This is a genomic window from Corynebacterium mycetoides, from assembly GCF_900103625.1.
In the GTDB taxonomy this organism is placed as follows: domain Bacteria; phylum Actinomycetota; class Actinomycetes; order Mycobacteriales; family Mycobacteriaceae; genus Corynebacterium; species Corynebacterium mycetoides.
The window spans coordinates 1,704,601-1,727,395 of sequence record NZ_LT629700.1; the positions used below are offsets into that span (position 1 = coordinate 1,704,601).

The 22,795-nt window shown below is 66.6% G+C and carries 24 protein-coding genes and 1 pseudogene; 15 read left to right on the top strand and 10 right to left on the bottom strand.

What is annotated here, in order from left to right:
- The first annotated feature begins 15 nt into the window (after positions 1 to 15).
- Positions 16 to 1,104: a mannose-6-phosphate isomerase, class I gene (manA, locus tag BLS40_RS08150; RefSeq protein ID WP_407922405.1), complete on the top strand. Its 1,089-nt coding sequence runs from the start codon at positions 16 to 18 to the stop codon at positions 1,102 to 1,104.
- Positions 1,105 to 1,122: 18 nt separating this feature from the next.
- Here manA and BLS40_RS08155 read toward each other — a convergent pair whose 3' ends face one another.
- The gene (locus BLS40_RS08155) at positions 1,123 to 2,298 is read right to left on the bottom strand and encodes a zinc-dependent alcohol dehydrogenase (RefSeq protein WP_092151102.1); all 1,176 of its coding nucleotides are present in this window, start codon (positions 2,296 to 2,298) and stop codon (positions 1,123 to 1,125) included.
- 118 nt (positions 2,299 to 2,416) lie between these two features.
- Positions 2,417 to 2,608 (bottom strand): hypothetical protein, encoded by a 192-nt coding sequence (locus BLS40_RS08160; protein WP_092151104.1) that lies wholly within the window; start codon positions 2,606 to 2,608, stop codon positions 2,417 to 2,419.
- Between the two features lie 693 nt (positions 2,609 to 3,301).
- Between BLS40_RS08160 and BLS40_RS08165 the strand changes: the two are divergent.
- From BLS40_RS08165 to BLS40_RS08170, 3 genes and pseudogenes are all read left to right on the top strand, one after another.
- Positions 3,302 to 4,543: pseudogene (locus BLS40_RS08165) on the top strand (glutaminase); the annotation flags it as partial.
- Positions 4,535 to 4,963, top strand: a complete 429-nt coding sequence (locus tag BLS40_RS11240) for an SRPBCC family protein (RefSeq protein WP_231908556.1) — start codon at positions 4,535 to 4,537, stop codon at positions 4,961 to 4,963. The pseudogene BLS40_RS08165 and the gene BLS40_RS11240, both read left to right, overlap by 9 nt.
- Positions 4,964 to 5,036: 73 nt before the next feature.
- Complete coding sequence (locus BLS40_RS08170) at positions 5,037 to 6,209, top strand: alpha-amylase family protein (protein WP_172808015.1); 1,173 nt, start codon at positions 5,037 to 5,039, stop codon at positions 6,207 to 6,209.
- Between the two features lie 4 nt (positions 6,210 to 6,213).
- Here the strand turns inward: BLS40_RS08170 and BLS40_RS08175 are convergent, their stop codons facing one another.
- Both BLS40_RS08175 and BLS40_RS08180 read right to left on the bottom strand, forming a co-directional pair.
- On the bottom strand, positions 6,214 to 6,705 hold the full coding sequence (locus BLS40_RS08175) for a hypothetical protein (protein WP_092151112.1): 492 nt from the start codon (positions 6,703 to 6,705) through the stop codon (positions 6,214 to 6,216).
- Between the two features lie 20 nt (positions 6,706 to 6,725).
- Positions 6,726 to 8,057, bottom strand: coding sequence for a M20/M25/M40 family metallo-hydrolase (locus tag BLS40_RS08180; RefSeq protein WP_092151115.1), 1,332 nt, complete (start codon positions 8,055 to 8,057; stop codon positions 6,726 to 6,728).
- 93 nt (positions 8,058 to 8,150) lie between these two features.
- Between BLS40_RS08180 and BLS40_RS08185 the strand changes: the two genes are divergently transcribed.
- Genes BLS40_RS08185 through bsaP form a run of 3 tightly spaced genes read left to right on the top strand, consistent with a single transcriptional unit; the run spans position 8,151 to position 9,971 of the window.
- Positions 8,151 to 8,741, top strand: coding sequence for a TetR/AcrR family transcriptional regulator (locus BLS40_RS08185; protein WP_157672463.1), 591 nt, complete (start codon positions 8,151 to 8,153; stop codon positions 8,739 to 8,741).
- A 39-nt stretch (positions 8,742 to 8,780) separates the two neighbouring features.
- Positions 8,781 to 9,767: a biotin synthase BioB gene (bioB, locus tag BLS40_RS08190; protein WP_092152234.1), complete on the top strand. Its 987-nt coding sequence runs from the start codon at positions 8,781 to 8,783 to the stop codon at positions 9,765 to 9,767.
- Positions 9,768 to 9,971, top strand: coding sequence for a biotin synthase auxiliary protein BsaP (bsaP, locus tag BLS40_RS08195; RefSeq protein ID WP_092151122.1), 204 nt, complete (start codon positions 9,768 to 9,770; stop codon positions 9,969 to 9,971).
- A gap of 21 nt (positions 9,972 to 9,992) precedes the next feature.
- Here bsaP and BLS40_RS11110 read toward each other — a convergent pair whose 3' ends face one another.
- Positions 9,993 to 10,265, bottom strand: a complete 273-nt coding sequence (locus BLS40_RS11110; RefSeq protein ID WP_172807979.1) for a hypothetical protein — start codon at positions 10,263 to 10,265, stop codon at positions 9,993 to 9,995.
- Between BLS40_RS11110 and BLS40_RS08200 the strand changes: the two genes are divergently transcribed.
- Positions 10,150 to 11,331 carry an IS1249 family transposase gene (locus tag BLS40_RS08200; RefSeq protein WP_092148108.1) on the top strand — a complete coding sequence of 394 codons (1,182 nt, stop codon included), beginning with the start codon at positions 10,150 to 10,152 and terminating at the stop codon, positions 11,329 to 11,331. The two genes, BLS40_RS11110 and BLS40_RS08200, sit on opposite strands and share 116 nt — an antisense overlap.
- Positions 11,332 to 11,421: 90 nt before the next feature.
- Here BLS40_RS08200 and BLS40_RS08205 read toward each other — a convergent pair whose 3' ends face one another.
- From BLS40_RS08205 to BLS40_RS08215, 3 genes are all read right to left on the bottom strand, one after another.
- Entirely contained in the window at positions 11,422 to 11,625 is a 204-nt protein-coding gene (locus tag BLS40_RS08205; protein ID WP_092151125.1) for a cold-shock protein, read from the bottom strand.
- A 170-nt stretch (positions 11,626 to 11,795) separates the two neighbouring features.
- Entirely contained in the window at positions 11,796 to 12,611 is an 816-nt protein-coding gene (locus tag BLS40_RS08210; protein ID WP_092151127.1) for a hypothetical protein, read from the bottom strand.
- 11 nt (positions 12,612 to 12,622) lie between these two features.
- On the bottom strand, positions 12,623 to 13,624 hold the full coding sequence (locus BLS40_RS08215) for an App1 family protein (RefSeq protein ID WP_092151130.1): 1,002 nt from the start codon (positions 13,622 to 13,624) through the stop codon (positions 12,623 to 12,625).
- 46 nt (positions 13,625 to 13,670) lie between these two features.
- On the opposite strand from BLS40_RS08215, the gene amn reads away from it, so the two are divergent.
- Genes amn through BLS40_RS08235 form a run of 4 tightly spaced genes read left to right on the top strand, consistent with a single transcriptional unit; the run spans position 13,671 to position 17,128 of the window.
- Positions 13,671 to 15,062 carry an AMP nucleosidase gene (amn, locus tag BLS40_RS08220; protein ID WP_092152235.1) on the top strand — a complete coding sequence of 464 codons (1,392 nt, stop codon included), beginning with the start codon at positions 13,671 to 13,673 and terminating at the stop codon, positions 15,060 to 15,062.
- A gap of 26 nt (positions 15,063 to 15,088) precedes the next feature.
- Positions 15,089 to 15,994: a Sir2 family NAD-dependent protein deacetylase gene (locus BLS40_RS08225; RefSeq protein WP_092152236.1), complete on the top strand. Its 906-nt coding sequence runs from the start codon at positions 15,089 to 15,091 to the stop codon at positions 15,992 to 15,994.
- A gap of 25 nt (positions 15,995 to 16,019) precedes the next feature.
- Positions 16,020 to 16,607 (top strand): HAD family hydrolase, encoded by a 588-nt coding sequence (locus BLS40_RS08230; protein ID WP_092151133.1) that lies wholly within the window; start codon positions 16,020 to 16,022, stop codon positions 16,605 to 16,607.
- The gene (locus tag BLS40_RS08235; protein WP_092151136.1) at positions 16,604 to 17,128 is read left to right on the top strand and encodes a gamma carbonic anhydrase family protein; all 525 of its coding nucleotides are present in this window, start codon (positions 16,604 to 16,606) and stop codon (positions 17,126 to 17,128) included. Before BLS40_RS08230 ends, BLS40_RS08235 begins: the two co-directional genes overlap by 4 nt.
- Here the strand turns inward: BLS40_RS08235 and BLS40_RS08240 are convergent.
- Positions 17,084 to 18,160, bottom strand: a complete 1,077-nt coding sequence (locus BLS40_RS08240) for an ROK family protein (protein WP_092151139.1) — start codon at positions 18,158 to 18,160, stop codon at positions 17,084 to 17,086. The two genes, BLS40_RS08235 and BLS40_RS08240, sit on opposite strands and share 45 nt — an antisense overlap.
- A 112-nt stretch (positions 18,161 to 18,272) precedes the next feature.
- On the opposite strand from BLS40_RS08240, the gene BLS40_RS08245 reads away from it, so the two are divergent.
- From BLS40_RS08245 to BLS40_RS08255, 3 genes are read left to right on the top strand one after another with little or no spacing between them, the layout of a single operon-like run.
- Positions 18,273 to 19,931 (top strand): DUF885 domain-containing protein, encoded by a 1,659-nt coding sequence (locus tag BLS40_RS08245; RefSeq protein WP_092151142.1) that lies wholly within the window; start codon positions 18,273 to 18,275, stop codon positions 19,929 to 19,931.
- Positions 19,932 to 19,941: 10 nt separating this feature from the next.
- On the top strand, positions 19,942 to 20,700 hold the full coding sequence (locus BLS40_RS08250; protein ID WP_092151145.1) for a TSUP family transporter: 759 nt from the start codon (positions 19,942 to 19,944) through the stop codon (positions 20,698 to 20,700).
- A 34-nt stretch (positions 20,701 to 20,734) separates the two neighbouring features.
- Positions 20,735 to 21,337, top strand: a complete 603-nt coding sequence (locus BLS40_RS08255) for a TetR/AcrR family transcriptional regulator (RefSeq protein WP_092151148.1) — start codon at positions 20,735 to 20,737, stop codon at positions 21,335 to 21,337.
- Here the strand turns inward: BLS40_RS08255 and BLS40_RS08260 are convergent.
- Positions 21,308 to 22,765, bottom strand: a complete 1,458-nt coding sequence (locus tag BLS40_RS08260) for an amino acid permease (RefSeq protein ID WP_092151151.1) — start codon at positions 22,763 to 22,765, stop codon at positions 21,308 to 21,310. The two genes, BLS40_RS08255 and BLS40_RS08260, sit on opposite strands and share 30 nt — an antisense overlap.
- Positions 22,766 to 22,795 lie beyond the last annotated feature (30 nt).

Consider the following 22,795-nt stretch of genomic DNA (forward strand, 5'->3'; position numbering starts at 1 on the left):
GCGATCGGAGGAACCGTGGCCCTAAAGCTCACTGGCACAATGCACAACTACGCCTGGGGGCACACGGACCTGATCGCCGACCTGCAGGGGCGTGAGCCGTCCGGCACACCGGAGGCGGAGCTGTGGTTCGGCGCGCACCCGAGCGCGCCCTCGCTGACCGAGGCGGGCCCGCTCGACGAGGTGATCGCCCGCGACGGCGCGGAGCCCTTGCCGTTTCTGGTGAAGCTGCTGGCCGCCGCCAAGCCGTTGTCGCTGCAGGCGCACCCCTCCCGCGAGCAGGCCCGCGCCGGGTTCGCGCGCGAGAACGCCGCCGGGATCGCCGTTGATGCGCCCGACCGCAACTATCGCGACGCCAATCACAAGCCCGAGATCCTCATCGCGCTCACGGAGTTTCGCGCGATGGCGGGCTTCCGGCCCATCCCCCGCACGCTCGAGCTCGTGCGCGCCTTTAATCTGCCCGCGCTCGCCGAGCTTGAGCGCCTGCTTGTCGACGCCTCCCTCGACGCTTCCGACAAGCTATCCCGCGCCCTGACCTGGGCGATGGAATCGGAGGCAGCAGACGCCGTGGCGCAGCGTGCCACAGAGTTGACGGGCAACGAGGTCGCCCGCAATCTCGCGTTCATCGCGCGCGAATACCCCGGTGACAGCGGCGTGGTGGCGGCGCTGCTGCTCAACCACGTCACGCTCGCACCGGGCGAGGCGATTTTTCTGTCCGCCGGAAACCTCCACGCCTACCTGTGCGGGCTGGGCGTGGAAGTGATGGCGAACTCGGACAACGTGCTGCGCGGCGGGTTGACCGCCAAGCACATCGACACCGCGGAGCTGTTTTCCGTGCTGAAGTTCGAGGCCCTGGAGGACCCGCGGGTCGCCGTAGTCGGCGGGCGCTACGCGGTCCCGGTGGATGACTTCCGCGTCGCCCCCCTGGGCGACCTGGAAAACGGCGCCACGGTGAGCGGACCCGCGATCGTGATTAATACCGCAGGTCAGCTCACCGTGGGCGGCGTCATTCTCGGTCCGGGTGAGGCCGCGTGGATCTCTCCCTCCGAGGGCCCGTTGACCGCAGCCGGTAAGGGCGCGGTCGCCTTCGCAGTCACGCAGGAGTGAGAACCGCGCTCTCGCCGTTTACGGCTTGAGCACCACCTTGATGCAGCCGTCTTCCTTCTTCTGGAACTTCTCGTACATCTCGGGGCCCTCATCCAGGGACGCGGTGTGGGTCTTCAGGTCCAGCACGCCGAGCGGGTCCGAGGGATCGTCGACAAGCGGCAGAAGGTCATCGACCCAGTTGCGCACGTTACACTGCCCCATCCGCAGCTCAATCTGCTTGTCAAAAATGTTGAGCATGGGCAGCGGATCCTTCGCGCCGCCGTAGACGCCGGCGAGTGAGATGGTGCCGCCGCGGCGCACGGCGTCGATGGCGGTGTAGAGGGCCGAGAGGCGGTCCACGCCCGCGTTCTGCATCATCGCGCGACCGGCGGGGGAGGGCAGGAGGCCGGTGGCGGCCTGCGCCACACCTGCGACGGGGGCGCCGTGGGCCTCCATGCCGACGGCGTCGATCACGGCGTCGGGGCCGCGGCCGTCGGTCAGCTCGCGCAGGAGGTCTGCGGTGCCGTCGAGGGAACCGAGGGTCTCGATGCCGTGGCGCTCCGCCATCTCGCGGCGCTCGCTCACCGGGTCCACGGCGATGACGCGCAGCCCGAGGTGCTTGCCAATGCGCGCGGACATCTGCCCGATCGGGCCGAGGCCGAGCACGGCCAAGGTGCCGCCCTCATCGGTGTTGGCGTACTGGACCGCCTGCCACGCGGTGGGCACGACGTCGGAAAGGAAGAGGTAGCGCTCGTCCTCGCCGACCTGGGGGACCTTGATGGGGCCGTAATCAGCGTGAGGCACCCGCAGAAGCTCGGCCTGGCCGCCGGGCAGCGAGCCGTAGAGACGGGAGTAGCCGAGCAGGGTGCCGCCGGTGTTGTACTCGTGGACCTGGGTCGTCTCGCACTGGGACTGCAGGCCGCGGCGGCACATGTAGCAGTGCCCGCAGGAGACGTTGAAGGGGATGACGACGCGGTCGCCGGGCTTAATGTTGGTCACGGCCGAGCCGACTTCCTCGACGATGCCCATCGGCTCGTGGCCGATGATGTCGCCCTTGTCCATGAACGGCCCGAGGACTTCGTAGAGGTGAAGGTCGGAACCGCAGATCGCGGTGGAGGTGATACGCACGATGGCGTCGGTCGGTTCGATGATCTGGGGGTCGGGGACGGTTTCCACACTCACCGTCCGTTTTGCTTGCCACGTTAAGGCTTTCATGCGCTTCCTTTCATAGGTTGTGTACGCCGATAGTAGTGAAAGTCGCCCAACCTGTCAGGAAACAGAAAAACTCGCCCCGCCCGGGGTGGGCGGAGCGAGCTGCGCTGAGATCGTGTGGCTACTGAGCAGCCGGAGCCGGGGTAGCGGTTGCGGTGGTGGTGGCGGTGGTCGCGGCGTCGGCGGTGTCAGCCGCGGAGCTGCCGCCCTCGGAGGACAGGCCGGCGATGATGGAGTCGAAGTCGATGGCGGAGGACAGCTTCTCGCCCAGGACGGCGACGATGTGGATGAGGAGGTCAGAGAGGATGGACATGGTGCTCTTCCTTTCGGTGCGGTTTTCAACGAACACTCGAAAACTACAACGCGGCGAAGGCGCAGCGCTATCTACTTTCGTCCCCTCTTTGCGCAGGTCAGAGCAGGTCCGGGTGGGGACGAAAGTATCAATCGCCACCGTGCGGACGGTTCTCGCGTGCCCCCGGTGCCCATGGGGCGGCTACCCCCAGGCGGGGGTGCGCACGGAAAAGCCGCAGCCCGGAGGCTGCGGCTTAGATTCCTTGCTCAGGGGCCAGATTTAGAGGCCGAGAGCCGAGGAAAGGCCGGAGGACAGCTCCACCGGGAGCTTCAGCAGGTCGTTGAGGGTGTTGGTGAAGAAGTTGACGAGGTTGTAGAAAATGTCGGTCATGGTGACTTTCCTTTCGATCGGTTTGTTCGGTCGATATCCACCCTAGAAAAGCCGCGCCGGGGAGGGAAATAGCCGGGGCAAATTATTTCGCCCGAGATATTAGATTTCACTTAATGGTTGCCGTTACATTTCCGGTCGGATTCCCAGAAACTTGGGATACTCCCAGTTTTCCGGGCTCGGCGGAGCCGGTCCGCCGGTCGGATTTCTCCGCGCAATTTCCCAGAAACCCCCTTTGAAATGGTATTAGTGATGCCTGGTTTGCCCCTCCAAACTACCCCTATCCGGGGTGAGCGAGGCGGGTCCCAGCGACGTAGTATCGGCATCATGCCGACACCCGTACCTGAGTACCTGGAGAAAATCCTCGACCTCGTCCGCGACGACGACTCCGGCGAGGTCGCCGACTACATCGACGTTCTCAAGGACGCCGACCCCGACAAGCTCGGGCTCGCCCTGTGCACGACCTCGGGCCACCTTTACGCGGTGGGCGATGACGACTACGAATTCTCCATCCAGTCCATTTCCAAGCCCTTTGTCTATGCGCTGGCGCTTGAGGAGCTCGGACCCGACGAGGTGCACAAGGTCGTCGGCGTCGAGCCCTCGGGCGATGCGTACAACGCAATCTCGCTCGATGACACCACCAACCGGCCCTCCAACCCGATGATCAACGCCGGGGCGATCGCGGTGAACCAGCTCATCAACGGGGCCGATTCCTCGGTGGAGGAGCGGGTAGAAAAGATCCGCGCGTTCTTCTCCTCCCTGGCCGGCCGCGAGCTGCGTATTGATACCCGCGTGGTGGACACCGAGCTGGCAACCGCCCACCGCAACCTGGGCATCGCGCACCTGCTCAGCGAGTTCGACATGGTGCAGGACCAGGCGCACGACGCCGTGAATTCCTACACCCAGCAGTGCGCCATCCTGGTCACAGTGCGAGACCTCGCCGTCATGGCGGCGACCCTGGCCAACGGCGGCGTGCAGCCGATCACGGGAGAGCGCGTGATGTCGGCGACGGCGAGCCGGGTCACCCAGGCGGTCATGAGCTCGGCGGGAATGTACGACGGCTCGGGGCGCTGGATGGTGGACGTGGGCATCCCCGCGAAGTCCGGCGTGGCCGGCGGGTTGATCGGCACCATGCCGGGACAGATGGGCATCGCCTCCCTCAGCCCGAGGCTCAACGAGCAGGGAAACTCGGTGCGGGGGGTGAGAATCTTCCGGGAGCTCTCCTCCATGCTCGGGCTCAACCTCATGAGCTCGGATTACTACACCGCGCCGGGTATCAGGTCCGTGGACCGGAGGGAGGACACGACCGTGGTGCAGCTCCAGGGGATGATCAACTTCCCGGCGGCCGAGAAGATCCTGCACGACTTGGATGACTACCGGCTCGTCGGCAGCCACCTCGTGCTGGACGTGCGCAACGTCACCTCCTTCAACAAGGCGGGCCGGTTGCTCATCAAGGAGGGAATCCGCAAAATTCGCGACACCGGCTTCAACGTGTCCATCTACGACCCGGACTCGGCGATGCCGGACTACGAGTTCTCCGACGGCACCCGCTTCGAGGCGTTGAAGGATTTTTCAACATCTTTTACTATCGACGTCCCCCGCGACGAGGTCTACAGCGCGATCTGCCAGCCGCAGCGGTGGTGGGACGACTCGATCGAAACAACCGGCGGGTCGGTCGGCGAAAAGGGCGGGGAGTTCCGCTTCGACAACGACTCCACGTACGCCGAGCTCACGGTCGCGGAAGCGGACGAGGGCGACCGCCTGGTGTGGCGCGTGGAGCCGACGGACCGGGGCGGCGAGGACAAGGAGTGGGGCAACACCGACATCATCTTCGATCTGGAGGACGCGGGCGACGGAAGCACCCGGGTCAACTTCACGCACCGGGGCATGCACCAGCGCGAACACAACTACGCCGACATCGCGGAGGAATGGAAGAAGCGCCTCACCGAGCGCCTCGAGCCGCTGATCCGCAAAGGGCAGAACATCTAGCCGCACTCGATTCGCCGCTTGCCCGCGCTATATGCTGAGCGGGACCGATTTCTCGCCGACAGGAGTTTCAACGTTGATTCGAGACACCATCTGGTGGCACGTCTACCCGCTCGGCGCAACGGGCGCTCCCATCCGCAACAGGGCGGGCGGGGACGCCGGACACCGCCTGCGTTCGCTCGAGCCCTGGCTGGATTACCTCATCGAGCTCGGGTGCGACGGCCTGCTGCTGGGCCCGATCTTCGAGTCGGTGACCCACGGCTACGACACCCTCGACCACTACACGGTGGATTCCCGCCTGGGCACGGACGCCGACGTCGACTGGCTGCTGGCAGAGTGCGCCTCCCGCGGCATCAAGGTCATGTTCGACGGCGTGTTCAACCACGTCGCGCGCTCCCACCCAGCGGTCGGCGCTGGGCTCGCGGGGAACACCGATTGGGAGGGACACGGGGAGCTGGCCACGCTCCACCACGATGATCCGCGCGTGCGCGACATGGTGACCGACATCATGTACCACTGGCTGCGGCGCGGCATCAGCGGCTGGCGTCTCGACGTCGCGTATTCCGTCCCCGCAGACTTCTGGTCCGACGTTCTCGGCCGCGTCCGCGCCGAGTTCCCCGACGCCTTGTTCCTCGGAGAGGTGATCCACGGCGACTACGCCGAGATCGCCCAGGCCGGAACCATGGACTCCGTCACCCAATACGAGCTGTGGAAGGCCCTGTGGTCCTCCCTGCACGACGTGAACTTCTGGGAGCTCGCCCACGCCATCGAGCGCCACCGCGACATCGCCGCCCGGGTCCTGCCGAACATCTTCGTTGGCAATCACGACGTCGACCGCATCGCATCCAAGGTGGGTCAGGACAAGGCTCTGGTTGCCACCGCGCTCATGCTCACGCTGCCCGGCATGCCTTCAATCTACTACGGCGACGAGCAGGGCTTCGAGGGGCTGCGCACCACCGGTTTCGAGGCCGACGACGCGGTGCGCCCGGCCCTCCCCGCCAGCCCGGACGAGCTGTCCCCCCTGGGACGGTGGATATTTGAACAACACCAGGCGCTCATCGGCCTGCGCCGCCGCAACGCGTGGCTCGTCGGCGCGTCCGCGGAGGTGCTGGACAAGACGAACGAGACCATCTCGCTGCGGTCGTTCACCGACGATGCCGAATTGCTTGTCGACGCCTGGCTGGCGCCGTCCCCCGGCATCCGCGTCCACTCGGGCGGGCAGACGCTCTACGAGTGGCCGCGCGCTTAAAAAATTAGAACGGGAGGGAGGAACCGTTCGCCGCCATCACGGCGAGGTCCGGGAGGCGCACGATCGCGATGTCGGCGACGGGAACGTCAAAGGTGGGCACGCCCTGCGGTGCAAGCACGATCACCGGAAGGGCGGGAGCTGCGGGAGTCTGAGCGGGAGCTGCGGGCGCCGCCGGGGCCGGCGCGGGCAGCGGGGCCGGGTTCGCATTCGAGGTCCCCTTGAGGCCGCAGCGGTTGGCTGCTTCGTCGACACGCGCGAGGGCGGCGAGGATCTGCGGGCCGCGGGAGTCGAAGCGGGCGATCGTTTGGGCCTGGCGCACGCGGGACTGGTAGTCGGCGTCGTTGGTCCAGTAGCGGGACGCCTGCTGGCAGCTGATCGGGCCGGACGGCAGCTTGGCCAGGACGTCATCGATCGGGTCCGCGGAGGCGAACGGGGCGGAAAGCGTGGTCACTGTCAGTGCCGCGGCCAGGGCGACGGCGCTCAGGCGGGAAGTCATGCGCTGATTATGGCACGTTTTCAGGCTCCCAGAAACCGGTGCACCAGGCTGCGGTAGGCGCTCACGGTGAGCTTGACGTCCTCTACCTCGACGTATTCGTCGTGGGAGTGCAATAGATCCAGCACGTTGCCGAGGGTTTGGCCACGCCGGTGCAGCGCGAATCCGTATCCGACCCCGCCCGCGCGCCGCGCGAAGCGCAGGTCGGATCCGCCGGCGGCGATGGTGGGTACGACGGGCACGCCGGGAAAGAACTCGTCGAAGGTGTCCACGATCGCGCTATAGAGCGGGCCCGAGGCTGGCGAGACGGTGGCGTCCTCCGTGATCAGGTGCTCGATGGTCACGCGCTGCGCGAGGTCTCCTAAAGCCTCGCGCAACATGTCGTCGATCTCACCCTGCGTCTGGCCGGGCAGCGGCCTGATGTCCAGCTCCAGCGAGGCGGTCGACGGCAGCACATTGATGGCGGAGCCCGCACGCAGCACGGTGGGGGAGACGGTCAGGTGGCTCATTGCGTGGGAGTAGCGTGCGAGGTCTTTTAGGGCGGCGTACCCGGAGCCGTCGATAAGCGCCTGCTCGGTGGCGGGGTCGAAGCGGAAGGCGCGCACATACCCCTGCCACAGGTCGTCGCCGCTGACCTCGGGGGAAGTGGCGGCGATCCGCCGCGCGACCTCGGCGATGAGCCCGACGGTTAGTTCCCGCCCGTACGGCGTGGAACCGTGCCCGGCGTCGCCGTGCACCGTCAGGCGGCGCTGGGCGGCGCCCTTTTCGCCCACGACGACAACCAGGGCGTCCGTCCCGTCCGCAACCGGCAAGTGGCTGCCGCCTTCCTCGGAGAGGCAGTTGCGCCAGCTGAAGGCGTCGGGGTGGTTCTGTGCAATCCACCCTGCGCCCAGGCCGCCGCGGGCTTCCTCGTCGGCGCACCCGACGAAGGTGAGGGTTCCGCGCGGCCGGGTTCCGGAGAGGGCGACGTCGCGGGTCACCGCAGCCATGGCGGCGGTGATGTAGAGCATGTCCGTCGCTCCGCGGCCGTAGATTCTGCCACCGTCCTCCTCGGCGGCGAAGGGGTCGCGCGTCCACCGCGGCAGGTCGACGGGCACCACATCCGTGTGCCCGAGCAGGGTGAGCGGCTCCGCCTCGGGGTCGGAGCCGTCGATGGTGAAGGCGATGGACACGCGCGACGGGTGGGGCTCGAAGCGTTGCACGCGCACGCCGGTGCCGGCGAAGAAGGACTCCAGGGTATCGGCATTGCGGACCTCGTTGCCCGAATCCGGGGTCAAGTCGTTCACACACGCGTTGCGGATCAGTTCCTTCAGCAGGGACACCGCCGCCTCGGCCGGAGAAATGGTGTTGGTCATGGGGTGGAGTGTAGTTTCAAAGTCTAACGGATTAGTCATATGCGCGAATGTGCATGTATCGTGTGTGAAACAAGTGGCGGAAAGGTGGGGAATGTGGCGAGACGGGAAATGAGCACGGACCCGCGCGCCGTGCGCACCCGCGCGACGCTCATTAATTCTACGATCGGGCTGCTCAAGACGAACCGGGCGGAGACGCTGTCTGTGTCCCAAATTGTCAAGGAGGGAAAGCTCAGCCGGCAGGTCTTCTACGAGCACTTCGCCGACCGCGATGCCTTGCTGTACGCGGCGGGGGAGAAGATGATCGAGACCGCGTTCGAGTGGTCGAAAGAACACGCGCGCTCCTTCAGTGGGCCGGAGGGCTTGGTTACCAGCCTGTTCACGGCCATCGAGCCGCACCGGGAGGCAATGCGGAACCTGTGCGACGGGCCGGTGCATTGGCGCATCCACAGCTACAGCGTGGGCAAGCTCATTCCGTTCCTGGAGACGGAGCTGCGCGCCAACCTCGAGCGGTCCGGTGCGGAGGTCGTGGAGGAGAATCTGCGGCCCACCGCCGAGTTGCTGGCGAACGGGGTGGCCGCCCAGCTTACGGAGGCAGTCCGCGAAGGCCGCACGGTTGCCGAGACGCGCGACGTGATGCGGCGCTGCCGCGCGACCCTCGACGCTTTGAGGTACGACCAGCCCTAAGCACTTGAACACCGTTCAGTGGTGTGCGATAGTTTCTCCATGCACACCATTGTCGACACCGCCCGCGCCACCGTTCTCGAAGGCGGCGAGGGCCTTACCCAGGACCAGATCCTCGAGGTCCTCACCATCCCCGATGAGCACCTGACCGACCTTTTGGAGCTCGCCCACCAGGTCCGCGTCGCCCACTGCGGCGTGGAGGTCAGCCTGGAGGGGATCATCTCCCTGAAAACCGGCGGCTGCCCCGAGGACTGCCACTTCTGCTCCCAGTCGGGCCTGTTCGAGTCCCCCGTGCGCGCGGTGACCTTGAACATCGACGAGCTGGTGGAGGCCGCGCGACAGTCCGCCAAGATGGGCGCGAGCGAGTTCTGCATCGTCGCCGCCGTGAAGGGCCCCACCGAACGCCTGCTTGACCAGGTCAAAGACGCCATCCAGGCGATCAACGCCGAGGTGGACATCTCAATCTCCGCCTCGCTCGGCATCCTCACCCGCGACCAGGCCCGCCGCCTCCGCGAGATGGGCGTGAGCCGCTACAACCACAACTTCGAAACCGCCCGCTCCTTCTTCCCCAACGTGGTGACCACCCACACCTGGCAGGAGCGGCGCGACACCCTTGAGTACGTCCGCGCCGAGGGGATGGAGGTGTGCTGCGGCGGCATCATCGGGCTCGGCGAGTCGCTCGAGCAGCGCGCGGAGTTCGCGGCCCAGCTGGCTGACGTTGCCCCCCACGAGGTGCCGATGAATTTCCTCGACCCGCGCCCCGGCACCCCGTTCGCCGACCGCCCGCTGGTGTCCCAAGGTGAGGCGCTGCGCGCCGTCGCCGCCTTCCGCCTGGCCATGCCCAGCGCCCAGCTGCGCTTCGCCGGGGGCACCGAGCTCGCGCTTGGCGACGACGGCACTGAACGCGGCCTCCTCGGCGGCGCGAACGCGATCATCGGGGGCAACTACCTGACCACCGCGGGCCGGCCCATCGAGCGCGACCGCGACGCCGTGGACCGCGTGGTGTTCGAGACCATCAAGGTTTTGTAAGTGAAAACGCCCGCAAGCACCGAGCTTGCCGACGCCGTCGCGTCCGGCCGAGTCAGCTTCTCCCACCCCGAAGGGCGGGAGTGGGACGTGCCGCGCATCTGCCCGCTGTGCGGGCGCCGAATGGTGGTCAAGCTCAACCCGTTCGGCTGGGTTGCCACCTGCTCGCGCCACGGGGAGTTTCGCTCCGAGTGGCTCGAGCGCTAAAAACAGACACGCACCGCCGGGTTAAACGACAAAATGTGTGTCCGGATTCATCGATTTGTTTGGGTTGATCAGCGGTAATCCGGAAAGTATATGATCTTGGAGCTTATATCCGTCCCAGGGCGGCGAAATATTGGGGTGTGACAGCAGCGTGTGGTAGGCGCCGGTGTTGGCTTGATCAATGCCGAAGAACCAACCCCGATGCCAGGTGTGCGGCGGCGAGACGAAACGCAACGGGAAGACCTCCGCCAACCGCACCCGGTGGCGGTGCAAAATCTGCGGCGCTTCCACCACCAAGCAGCGCCCCGATATCACCAACTCCGCAGCCTTCGCAGCATTTATCGCCCACCTCACGACCGGTGCGAGCTTGAGAACCGCTGCTGCCGAAGCAGGGTGTCATCCGCGTACCCTGCAACGCCGGTTTGAATACTTCTGGCTAGTTGATGTCCCCGATCCCACGATCGGGCACGAAGGCCGGGTCTACGACCAGGTCTTCATCGACGGCACCTACACCGCCGGCGGGTGTCTCATCGTAGCCGCCACCTTGGATCACGTCATCGCCTGGCACTGGTGCACACGTGAGACCACCGGCGACTACCAAAAGCTCCTCGAACGTATCCCCGCGCCCCTGATCGCTGTCATCGACGGCGGCCAAGGCGCTGCCAGCGCAATCAAGACATGCTGGCCCACAACGAAAGTGCAGCGCTGCCTCGTCCACGCCCAACGCGTGGTACGCCGACACACCACCTCACGCCCACGCACCGATGCAGGACGAGCGATCTACCAGCTCGCGCTCAACCTCACGAAGATCACCGATCTTGACGAGGCGGCCGCGTGGGGTGCGCAGCTACACGAATACGGCAACGTCTACCGCGACTGGATGAACCAGAAAACGTGGACAACCGACCCGGCGACACGGCAACGCACCTGGTCATGGACGCATGAACGCACCCGCAAGGCCTACAACAGCCTCAACCACCTGTGGCGAAACAACCTACTGTTCGTCTACCTCGAACCACCCGACGGTGTCCTCGATGCCAACCGGATCAAATCCACCACCAACAGCCTTGAAGGCGGCATCAACGCCCAACTGAAACTGCTGACCCGCACCCACCGCGGACGATCCGGGGAGCATCAGCGTCGGATGCTGGAGTGGTGGCTGTATCTGCAAACGGAACTGCCTGACGATCCTGTTGAGATCGCCAGGCAGTCCAACTGGGGCCAGGACCAACTCGCCAAAGTATCCACCCTGACCCACAACGAGAACCACGCCGACCACGAAACCGGACGACCAGCCCTCTACGACAACGCTATCGACACCAACTACACACACTCAATCGGCATCCAAAAAGGCCACATCTAACCCCGCGACACGCCGACAACAGACACACATTTTGTCGTTTAACCCGCACCGCCCCACCCGAAGGTGAGGCGGTGCGCGTGCGCGTCGTTCTTAGAGTGCGACGACCTGCTGGGCCTGGGGGCCCTTTGCGCCTTCGCCGATCTCGAACTCGACCTGCTGGTTCTCCTCGAGGTTGCGGTATCCGGTGCCCTGGATCTCCGAGAAGTGGACGAACACGTCCGCGGAACCGTCGTTAGGAGCGATGAAGCCGAAGCCCTTGTCGCCGTTGAACCATTTCACAGTGCCCTGTGCCATATTATTACCTTCAAATTCTTGTGGTGGTGCTACGAGTGGCAGCATGATTCACTGTCACCGCGAGCCGAAAAACGACTGTTAATCCCTGCTAGCACGCGAACCTTTTCAAAGAACTGTGTAACAATTTTTGCGACTGCGGATGAGCTTGTCACACTTCGGGGCGCGGTGCGCTATCGGGGGTGAATTCCTACCCCCAGCTCCTCGCCGAGGGCCACCGCCACCTGGTCGAGCGCATCGATGGTGTCTGCGTAAGAACCCGCTGGTGAGCGCGACGCGATGGCGACGCCGACCACGCGGTGGCCCACACGCACGAACCCCATCTGGCGCGAGTGCCAGGACCCGTCGAGCCTGTCGCCGCTCCAGCCCCCCTTGAACACGGCGCCCTCGACGTTGCCCAGACCCCATCGCTGCTCCTCCACGATGTTGTTCATGGCGACGATGACCTCGTTGTCCTCGTCGAGCGTGGACAAGTACCAGCCGTAGCGGGCCGCCGACGCCAGCGGCCATTCCGAACGCCCGAAGGCGGGGCTGACCTCGATGGATGCGCCGGCCTCGGCCACTTCTTCGGCCACCTTTTCCGTTCCCACGCAACTAAGGAGCGCCCGGGCGGAGTCGTTGTCCGACCACTCGATGGAGGCCTCGATCATCGACGAGATCGCGGCGTCGCTGTAGGAGCAGTGCTCCAGGGAGGCCAGCGCGATGGGGACCTTGACGGTGGACCAGGACGGTAGGGTTGCGACTGAGCCTGTGTGGCCGTTGATGTGGCCGTCGTAAAGCGCGATGCCCAGCTCCGTGCCGGTGGCCCGCTCGATCTCGTCGAGGTCGTCGTGCAGCGACCTCAGGGTGCCGTTGACGTCGATCGGTGCGGACACTGCGACCTGGGCGATCCGGGACTCTTCGATCGTGGCGACGGCCGGCGGTTGAGGCGCGGGGGCGCAGCCTGCAAGCAAAAAAAGGGCGGGCAGCAGCCCTTTACACGTGTTCACGTGAGGGGAGTTTAAACGCTACCTGAGAGTTTGTCCCACTCGGCTTTCAGCGCGTGGCCGTCGCGGCCCGAGATGGAGGGAACGCCCCGGTAGTTGCCCGGTTGCGCGATCGTCGTGGTGCTGCCGTGGGCGAGGACGTGCTCGGAGGGCGAGAGCTCACGGATGGCCACCAGCTCCACCCGGTCCGGGTGCTCGAAGACGAGATCGGAGTAGATCATCGGGTCGTGCTGGCCGTCGTCGCCGACCAAGGTGAACGTGATGTTGGGGAAGTCGATAAGCAGGTTGCGCAGCTGCACGCGCTTATGCTCGGGCCCGGAGCGGAACAGGCCGGTGGGCGTGGGCCCCCAGTCCGTCAGCAGCAGCGGTCCCCGCGGGAGGCCGTGGCGTGCAACGAATTCGACCAGGGTGTCGTAGGTGTTCCACGCGCCGGTGGAGAGGTAGAACACCGGCTCGTCGGCCTCGCGCAGCGCGGCGTAGAACTGCGCCATCCCCTCGACCGGCTGCCGCGTGTTGGTCTTTTTCACCCACGAGTTCCAGGCCGCGAGCACCGCCCGCGGCAGCATGGTCACCATGACGGTGTCGTCCACGTCCGAGATGATGCCGCGTGTGACCTCGTCGCCGATGATCTGCACGGGAGCGGGTTCCCGGATCCCGCTGAGCACGACGGTGACGGTGGCCTCGTGCCACCCGGGTTCCAGCCCGTGGCCCAGGATGAGAACCTCGAAGTACCCCTCCTCGTTGGTGCGCGCGTGAACCCGCTGCCCGCCGAGCTCGACCGTCACGGGGGTTTCCGGCACGGGGGTGGTGATGAATTGGCGCCACCCTCGCTGCGCAACGCCGTGGTTGCCGGCGGGGTCCTCCATGAGCACCCGGCCCACCACCCGGGCCCGCTCGGGGCTGCCGTAGCCGGTGAACCCCGTCGCCCGGGGCACCCAGTTCGCGCGCGACTTCCGGCGCACCCCCGCGCGCACCAGGCGCCGTTCCGCGGACCGTGCAATATCTGCGATACCCATGGTCGCCCACGATAGTTCAGTAGGGTGGGTGGTCATGGAGCACGTCATGGAGAGGGTGGACAGCGTCGAGGACGGCGTGACCAAGCTAATGGAGCTCTATGCCGCGTCGTGCGAGCTCGCCCGCACCACCATCGCCTCCGGCGACTACGCCGGGTATGAGAATGTTCTCTACCCGAAGATCGCAGTGGACATCAAGCAGTGGGCGCCGGTGGACCGCCGCGAACCCTTCGGCTACGTCGACGCGGCCGGCACGTATTCCGCTGCGCTGTCGCGGCCGGACCTCATGGCGCCGTACCTGAGAAACCAGCTGCGCGCCCTGTGCACGAACTACGACACCGAGATCCGTGTCGGCTACTCGGACATCCGCATCCCGCCGGAGTACATCCGCGGGGTCGAGGGCCTCTCCGAGGTGCGCGCCGCCTACTCCGACGCGGTGCCCCGCCCCACGCTTGACGACGTCCACGACGCCATCATCGACGGTGAGTGGGACTCGTTCCACGGGGAAGAAAAACCGCTGTTCCACTTCGGGCCGCAGCGCTTCGACATCGCCTGCGCCCGCATCGAGCACTACACCGGCATCCCGGTGGACACCGTGCAGCGCTTCATCCTGTTTACCAACTACGCCATGCACACCCGCGAGTTCGTCAGCTTCGGGCTGCGCGCGATGGAGGAGGAAGGCTCGCGCTACACCAGGCTGATCCTGCCGTCGGGTGAGGTGGAGCCCAGGGAGAACCCCGACGACATCGACCTCGGCTCGCCGCGCCAGATGCCGCGCTACGACCTGGTCACCGACAACGGCGACGGCATCACCATGATCAACATCGGTGTGGGCCCGTCCAACGCGAAGACGATCACGGATTGCCTGGCCGTGCTGCGCCCGGAGGCGTGGATCATGATCGGCCACTGCGCCGGCCTGGACGGCCGGATGCGTATCGGCGACCTCATTTTGGGCAACGCCTACGAACGCCACGACAACCTCCTCGACGACCACATCCGCCGCGACCAGCCCATCCCCGCCGTGCCGGAGATCCAGCGCACGCTGGAAAAGACCGTGGAGAAGATCTACGGGGAGGACCCGTCGCTCATGCGCACCGGCACCGTGCTGTCCACGGGCGACCGCAACTGGGAGTGGAAGTCCCCGAAGGAGCTGTGGAACTGGCTGCGCGGCTCCACAGCCGCGGCCGTGGACATGGAATCATGCACCATCGCCGCCAACGGGTACCGCTACCGCGTGCCCTACGGCACCCTGCTCGCCGTGTCCGACCTGCCGCTGCACGCCGTGCCGAAGCTGCCCGCCGCGGCTCAGGCCTTCTACTCCAACTCGAAGGAGGCCCACGTGATGTGCGCGGTCATGACGATGGAGAAGCTAGCCAAGAACCCCGAGCGCCTGCGCACCCGCAAGCTGCGGCGGACCATCGGCGAGGTGCCGTTTCGGTGACGGGGTTTTCCGACCCCGCGGTGGAGATGGCGCACAGAAGCGCCCTGCGCTCGGTCGAGCGGGTGGTCTCTGAGACGGTCGAGCCGACGGACCCCGACGTGGCGCTGCACCGCGTGGTGGAGCAGCTGCGTCAGCGCAACGTGCTGGTCATCACCGGCGCCGGGGTGTCTACCGAGTCCGGCATCCCCGACTACCGCTCCCCGGGCGGGCGCCTGTCCAAGGGACGGCCGATGACGTACCAGGAGTTCGCGCATTCGCCCGCTTCCGTGCGCCGCTACTGGGCGCGCGCGTTCGTGGGCATCCGCTTCATGCGTGCCGCCCGCCCCAACCGCGCCCACTACGCGCTTGTCGAGCTCGAGCGCGCCGGGCTGCTCACCGGCATCGTCACCCAAAACGTCGACGGGCTGCACGCGGAGGCGGGCAGCCGCCGGGTCATCGCGCTGCACGGCGACATGGACGCCGTCGTGTGCCTGGACTGCGGCACGCGTGAGAAGCGCGAGCTTTTCGACGCCCACCTGGCCGACGCCAACCCCGGCTACTTCGACTCGGTCGTCGTGGAGGGCTCGATGATCAACCCCGACGGTGATGTGGAACTGCGCGAGTCCGACGTGGAGCGGTTCCGCATGGTGTCCTGCATCACGTGCGGCAACACGAGGCTCAAACCCGACGTGGTCTACTTCGGGGAGAACGTCCCGCGTGAGCGCAGGGACCGGGCCAACGCCTGGCTGGAGGAGTCCACGAGCGTGATCGCCCTCGGCACCTCGCTGGCGGTGATGAGCGGATACCGGATCGTGCTCGATGCGCTGGCAGAGGACAAGACGGTGTCCGTGATCAACGGCGGGCCGGGGCGAGCCGATCCGAAGGTGGACACGGTGTGGCGCGTGCGCGTGGGCGACGCGTTGGACGACATTTTGGATGCCCTAAACGTGTAGCGTACGCAGTACGTACTCTGTGCGTATGGACGCTTTACTCTTCGGGCTGTCCGGCGTCTTGCTGGAGCCCAGATCGGATGCGGGCCGCGCCCGCGTCGAACGTGCCTTGGGCGCGATGGATGCGGAGACATTCTGGGCCGTGTACGAGGATCTGCGCCCCGCCTACGACATCGGTGATGTCTCCGATACGCGCTGGTGGCAGCAGGTCGCGGTCCGCGCCGGGATCCCGGATCCCGATATCCAGGAGGCGCTCGCCGCCGATATCGATACCACTGTCACCCCCCGCCGCGACATGGTCGATTGCCTACTCGAGCTGGTGGACGCGGGCTGGACGTGCGGGGTGATTGAGAATGTCCCGGCCGCCGTGGCCCAGCGCATCCGCGCCACGCACCCCTGGCTCGACGTGCTCGACGCGGTGACGTTTTCCTGCGACATCGGCGTGGCCAAGCCGGACCCCGCCGCCTACCGGGTGGCTGTGGAGGCGATGGGCGCGAAGCTTACCTCCACCACGTACTTCGATCTCCGTGCGGACTGCGTTGAGGCGGCCGCGCACGCAGGCATGCGCGCGGTGCTCGTGACCGATGCAGACGACGTAAGAAAGGCACTTCCATGATTTACAGCTTCGAGTCGGCGACGCCGACCATCCACCCCAGCGCGTACATCGCCCCGGAGGCGACGATTATCGGTGACGTCACCATCGCCGAGGACGTCACCGTGTGGCCGGGTGCGGTGATCCGCGCCGACGTCGGCCCGATCCGCATCGGCGCGAGGACAAACATTCAGGACAACAGCGTGATCCACGTGGACACGGGCGGGGAGACTGTACTCGGCGAAGACGTCACCGTCGGCCACATGGCCATGATCCACAGCTGCCACATCGAATCGGCCTGCCTGATCGGGATGAGCGCGACGGTGCTCTCGCGCTCGCACGTGGGCGAGGGAACCGTCGTCGGCGGGGGAGCCGTCGTGCTGGAGGGCCAGGAGATCGCCCCCTTTAGCGTCGCGGCTGGGGTGCCGGCGAAGGTGCGCAAGACACTGCCGGAATCCTCGCGCGCCGACCGCGTCCGCCACGCCGCCGGGTACGTGGAGCTAGGGCGCCGCCACCGAGAGGGGCTCGCGGAGCACGAAATCTAGCGCCACCGCGCGGGCGATGTCACGCACCACCTCGCGGTGTGTGGGGATCATCCGCAGTTCCACGTCGGAGCCGGCGGCGCGCACCGCCCGGGCGAACGGGGCGGGGGCCAAGGGGTCGTCGATAAACGCGCTGCCCGCCACCACCACCGTCGACGGCGCGTGCTCGGCGCAAAGCTCCGCCGCCAGCGTCCCCAGGGCGCGGGCGCGTCCGTCGAGGGCACGGCGCGTGATGTCTTTGTGGGCGGCGTCGGTGACGGCGTCGGCAAGCGTGCGGATCTCGGGCACCCCGATGCTGTCGATCAGGCCCTGCGTGGTCAGATCGTCGCGCGTCACGCCAACGGGCGCTACCCCGTCCGGGGTGGAGATCGCGCACCCGATGGAGTCGTCGGCAAAAAGCGCCATCACAGCGGAGCCGTCGAGTGTCCGCGCGGACTGTATCTCGGAGCCGACGATGGCGGCGGCGGCGGAGGTGACAACGACGGGGACGGAGAATTGCTCGCGCAGTTGGGCGCCGATCTGGACCCCGCGCCACCCAAGATTGGGCGCGTAGACCTCCCCGTCGCCCGTCACCGTGCCCGAGGTGGTGACGCCCACCGTGGCGAGCGGCCGGTTCACTCCCGCGGTCAGCCGGTTCAGCGTGGCCATGATGTGCTGGATGAAGTCGTCCTGGCTCATCTGCGCAACCGAGATGCCGACATCGACGCTGCGCAGCGTGCGCCCCTTCAGGTCGAACAGCGCGACGTAGCTGGACAGCGTGCCCACGGCGATGCCGGCGTGGATCGCCCGCGGCTCGGCGAGCTCCAGCGGAACGGTGGGGCGCCCGCGCCCCGCCGACTGCGCCAGGTCCGTGCGCTCGGCCACGTACCCGCGGCTCACGAGCGCGGACACCGCGCGGGTGATGGTCGGCTGGCTCAGCCCGGTGACTGAGACGAGCTCGCTTCTCGACGTCAGCTCGCCCAGCCTAATCAGATGCAGGCATTTCGCCGCCGGACTGACGGGGCGGGAAAAGGGGGACGTGAGCGAGGTGGCCATGTGAATATATTAGCAGCGCGCTAGACCGCTTTGTCCATTTGTGGTAGACAGGTCGTCTCGGGTGGGGCTGGTGACTCCCGGCTCTGCGGCGTCTGGGTTAGACTGTGCCATCATGACGTCTGCACACACCGGGAGAACCCCCTCCCTGCTGGATGCGACCTGCGAGGATTTCGTCTACGACCTCGTCGCGCTGTCCCCGACCCTGGGCACACGCATCGGCATTGAAGGGCACGACCACGAGCTCCAGGATTTCAGCCCCAACTACTGGGAGAGCCTGGCGGACCGAGTCCGCGACCTGCTTGCCGACGTCGACGCGTTGAACGACACCACCGACGAGTCCGACGACGACGACGATTTCGACCAGGTGGACACCTTGACCGCGGCCATCGTGCGCGACCGGATGACCCAGCAGCTGGACCTGCACCACCGCGGGGAGGACCTGCGGATGCTCAACAACATCGACTCCCCGATCCAGCACATCCGCGAGAGCTTCAACCTCATGCCGAAGTCGACCGCGGACGACATCGCCAAGGTCGAATCGCGCCTGTCCAAGGTGTGCGACGCGCTGGCGGGTTACCGCGAATCCCTCGCGGAGGCGGCGAGCCAGGGAGATGTGGCCACCCACCGGCAGATCGACGCCGTGATCAGCCAGTGCGAGGACCTCGGCGACGAAGGCTCGATGCTCGAGGAGCTCGGCGTCTCCCCGGAGTCCAGCGTCGTGGTCGACGCGAAAAACGCGTTCCAGGACATGGCGGACTGGCTGTCCACCGAGCTGTCCCCCTTCGCCCCGCACGAGGACGGGGTGGGCCGCGACCGCTACGAGTTCCTCTCCCAATTCTTCTTGGGCCGCAAGGTCGACCTGGACGAGGCCTACGACTGGGCGCTGGAGAACCTGCGCGAGGTGGTCGTGCAGCAGGCGGAGCTGACCCGCTCCATGTTCGATGCGCCGACGACCATCCACGCCGCGTTCCGCAAGCTCAATGAGGATGAGCGTTACACGCTACGCTCTTCCGGGGAGTTGTTGGACTGGATGGCGGAGTCCGTCCGTGAGGCGTACGCGGTGCTGCAGGAGAACTGCTTTACCATCCCGAGCGGTGTCGAGCGGCTCGACTGCGCGATCGACCCGGCGGGCACCGGCGGGCTCTACTACACCCCGCCGAGCGACGACATGGTCCGCCCCGGCACCCTGTGGTGGTCCATGACGGAGGGCAGGGAGACGCTGCACACCTGGCACGAGCTGACCCACATCTTCCACCAGGGCGCCCCCGGACACCACGTGCAGGCGGCGACCGCGCTCAGCCAGCGCAACACGCTCAACCTGTGGCGCCGCAGCGTCAACGTCAACGCGGCGCACGCGGAGGGCTGGGCGCTCTACGCCGAGGAGCTGATGAGCGAGTACGGCTACTTCGACGATCCGGCGAAGCAGCTCGGGCACCTGGACTCCAAGCGACTCCAGCTCGCGCGCGTGGTGGTGGACATCGGCGTGCACCTGCATAAGAAGACCCCCGACAAGACGGGCGTGTGGGACGCGCAGTACGCCAAGGCGTTTCTGCGCGACAACACGGCCATGCCGGAGCCCCGCGTGAGTTTCGAGCTGGACAGGTACATGGGCTGGCCCGGGCAGGCGCCGGCGTGCTCGGTGGGTTACCGCGCCTGGCGCGAGCTTCGCGACGCCTGCCTGGCGCGCGGGATGAGCCTGCGCGATTTCCACGACCGCGCACTCAGGCTCGGCTCCATGCCGATGGACCTGCTCGCGCAGGAAATCCTCTAGCCGGCAGGACATGGAGCTGCTGCCCCTGCTCGTCGCCGCGTCGTTCATCGCCGGATGGGTGGACGCGGTGATCGGCGGCGGGGGCCTGGTGCTCATTCCGGTGCTCATGTCCACCACCGGATTGCCCCCGGCCGCGGTGCTGGCCACGAACAAGGTGGCGGCGGTCACGGGCACGGCCTCGGCCGCGGTGACCATGGTGCGCCGGGTGGGGGTGCCCCGCTTCACCTGGGGCTACGCGGCCGTGGCAGGGGCGATGTCAGCGTGTGGCGCGCTGGCGGTCTCCTTGATCAGTGACTCGGTCGTCCGCCCGGTCATCCTCGTCCTGCTGGTCAGCGTCGGCCTGTTCGTGTTCTTCAACCCGTCCTTCGGCACCTCGCGCGGTACTCCCGTGTTCACCGCGCCCCGCGTGCTCGGCGGCGTCGCGGTGGCGGCCGCGATGGGGTTCTACGACGGCATCTTCGGCCCCGGCACCGGCATGTTCCTCATCATGGGCTTCACCGCGCTGTTCTCGCAGGCCTTCCTGCGCTCGGCCGCGATGGCGAAGGTGGTGAACACGGCGACGAACCTCGGGGCGCTCGCGGTGTTCTCAGCCGGCGGCTGGGTCGACTGGCCTCTCGCGCTGCTTTTGGCCGCCGCCAATGTGGCGGGAGCGCAGCTCGGGACGCGCACGGTGCTCTCGGGCGGATCGAAACTCGTGCGTTTCGCCCTGCTCGCGCTCGTGGTGGTGCTGTGCGCCCGCCTCGGATGGCAGGAATTTTCCGGTATCTAAGTTTTACCCCCTATCGTTGTGTCATGATGAGCCAATGAACCAGATTGAGACGCCGGTTCGAGGCAGGCGGCCGAAGCGCCGCGCCGCGACTGAGGAGAAGATCGTCCGCTCCGTGCTCAAGCTCGCTCGCGAGAAAGGCTTCAACGCGGTGACTATCGACGCCGTGGTGGCCGATTCCGGGGTGGCAAAGACCACCATTTACCGGCGCTACACGGACCGGGTGGACATGCTGATCGACACCCTCCGGCACATCGGCCTCGAAATCCCGACCGAGTACCCCACCACGGAGAAGGGCTTCGAGCTCTACCTGGTCAACCTCCAGGACCACCTGGAGAACACAATCGGCCTGCGCTTGATCGGCTCGCTGGTGGCCAGTTCGGACGAGTTCATCGAAGAGTGGCGCGACCGCGTCGTCTCGGAGCTGGTGGACGGATTCGGCCGCTACTTCCAGAAGGGGATCGCGGAGGGCAGCTTCTCCAAGGACGTCAACGGCGGCGCCATCGCAACCATGATTGTCGGCAGCGTGCTCATGCGCGCCGCGTTCGGCCTGAAGGGCCGGAAGTCGCACGCCAGGGAGCTGGCGGCGATGCTCTGGCCCATCGTCGCTCTACCCGAGGGTGAGGGAACCGCCGGCTAGGCCCGCGAGCGCGAACACCGCGCCGGCGGTGATGAGCGCGACCACGCCCCACTCGAAGCGGTTGAACAGCTTCTCGCGCCGACTGATGCGGGTGAGCACGTAGGGCACCAGGCCGGGCACGACGGCCAGGGCGCCGAAGAGCACGTAGACGGGGTCGGCGGCGTAGATCAGCCACAGCGAGTAGATCACGCCGATCACGCCGACGAGCAGGTGCGTGCGGTTGTCGGAGGCAGGGACGTCGGGCCCGGAGTCGTCGAAACGCGTGCCCGCGTGCGGGTGGGTCAGGCCCTTGCCGCGCACGGCGAGCAGCACCAGGTAGAGCGCCGAGAAGATGTACGGCAGCAGGTACATGATGGTGGCCAGCTGCACGATGTTGACGTAGGAGGCCTCACTGATAAAGAAGATGATCACGAAGGCCTGGATCACCGCGGTGGAGATGAGCTGCGCGGTCACGGGCGCGCCGGCGGAGTTGGTGCGGCCCACGCGCTCGGGGAGGAGGCCGTCGTTGGCCATCATCACGATGGGCTCGGCGCACAGCATCTGCCAGGAAACGTAGGCGCCCAGCACGGACAGGCACAGGCCCAGCGAGATCAGCGCCCCGCCCCACGGGCCGACGACGACCTCGAGCACCGCGCCCATGGAGTTTTCCGGCAGCGCGGCCAGCTCCTCGCGGCTCATCACGCCGTAGGACAGGGTGGACACCGCCACCAGCAAACCGAGGACGGAGAGGAAGCCGATGACGGTGGCGCGGCCGACGTCGGCACGCGTGCGCGCCTGCTTGGAGTACACCGACGCCCCCTCGATGCCGATGAACACCCACACCGTAAACAGCATGATGCCCTGGAGCTGCTGGTTGAACGGGATGCCGGAGCGCTCGCCCCAGAAGTCCAGGGTGAAGGTCTCCCAGCTGAAGCCGAGGAAGGCGACGAGCACGATGAAGCAGAGGATGGGCAGCAGCTTCGCCACCGTGGTGAGCACGTTCATCAGCGCCGCCTGTTTCACACCCCGGGTGAGCGCGAAGAAGATCACCCACGTCAGCGCGGACGTGGCGACGGCGAGAACGGCGCTGTTCTTGAGCACCGGCACGTAATGCCCGATGGTGGAGAAGAACAGGTTGGCGTAGCCCACCTGGGCAATCACCGAGCCGAGCCAGTAGCCCCAGCCGGAGGTGAACCCGATGAAGTCGCCCAGGCCGGCGCGCACGTAGGAGTACACGCCGGAGTCGAGGTGCGGCTTGCGGCGGGCGAGGATTTGGAACACGAACGCGATCGACAACATGCCGACACCCGCGATGACCCAGCCGATGAGCATCGCGCCGGGGCTGGCGACGGAGGCGATGTTCTGCGGCAGCGCGAAAATCCCGGACCCGATGGTGGAGCCGATGATGAGCGAGACCAGGGTCCACATGGTCACGGTGTGCTTAGTCATTCAACACAAGATACTGGGTGTCTCCCAGTT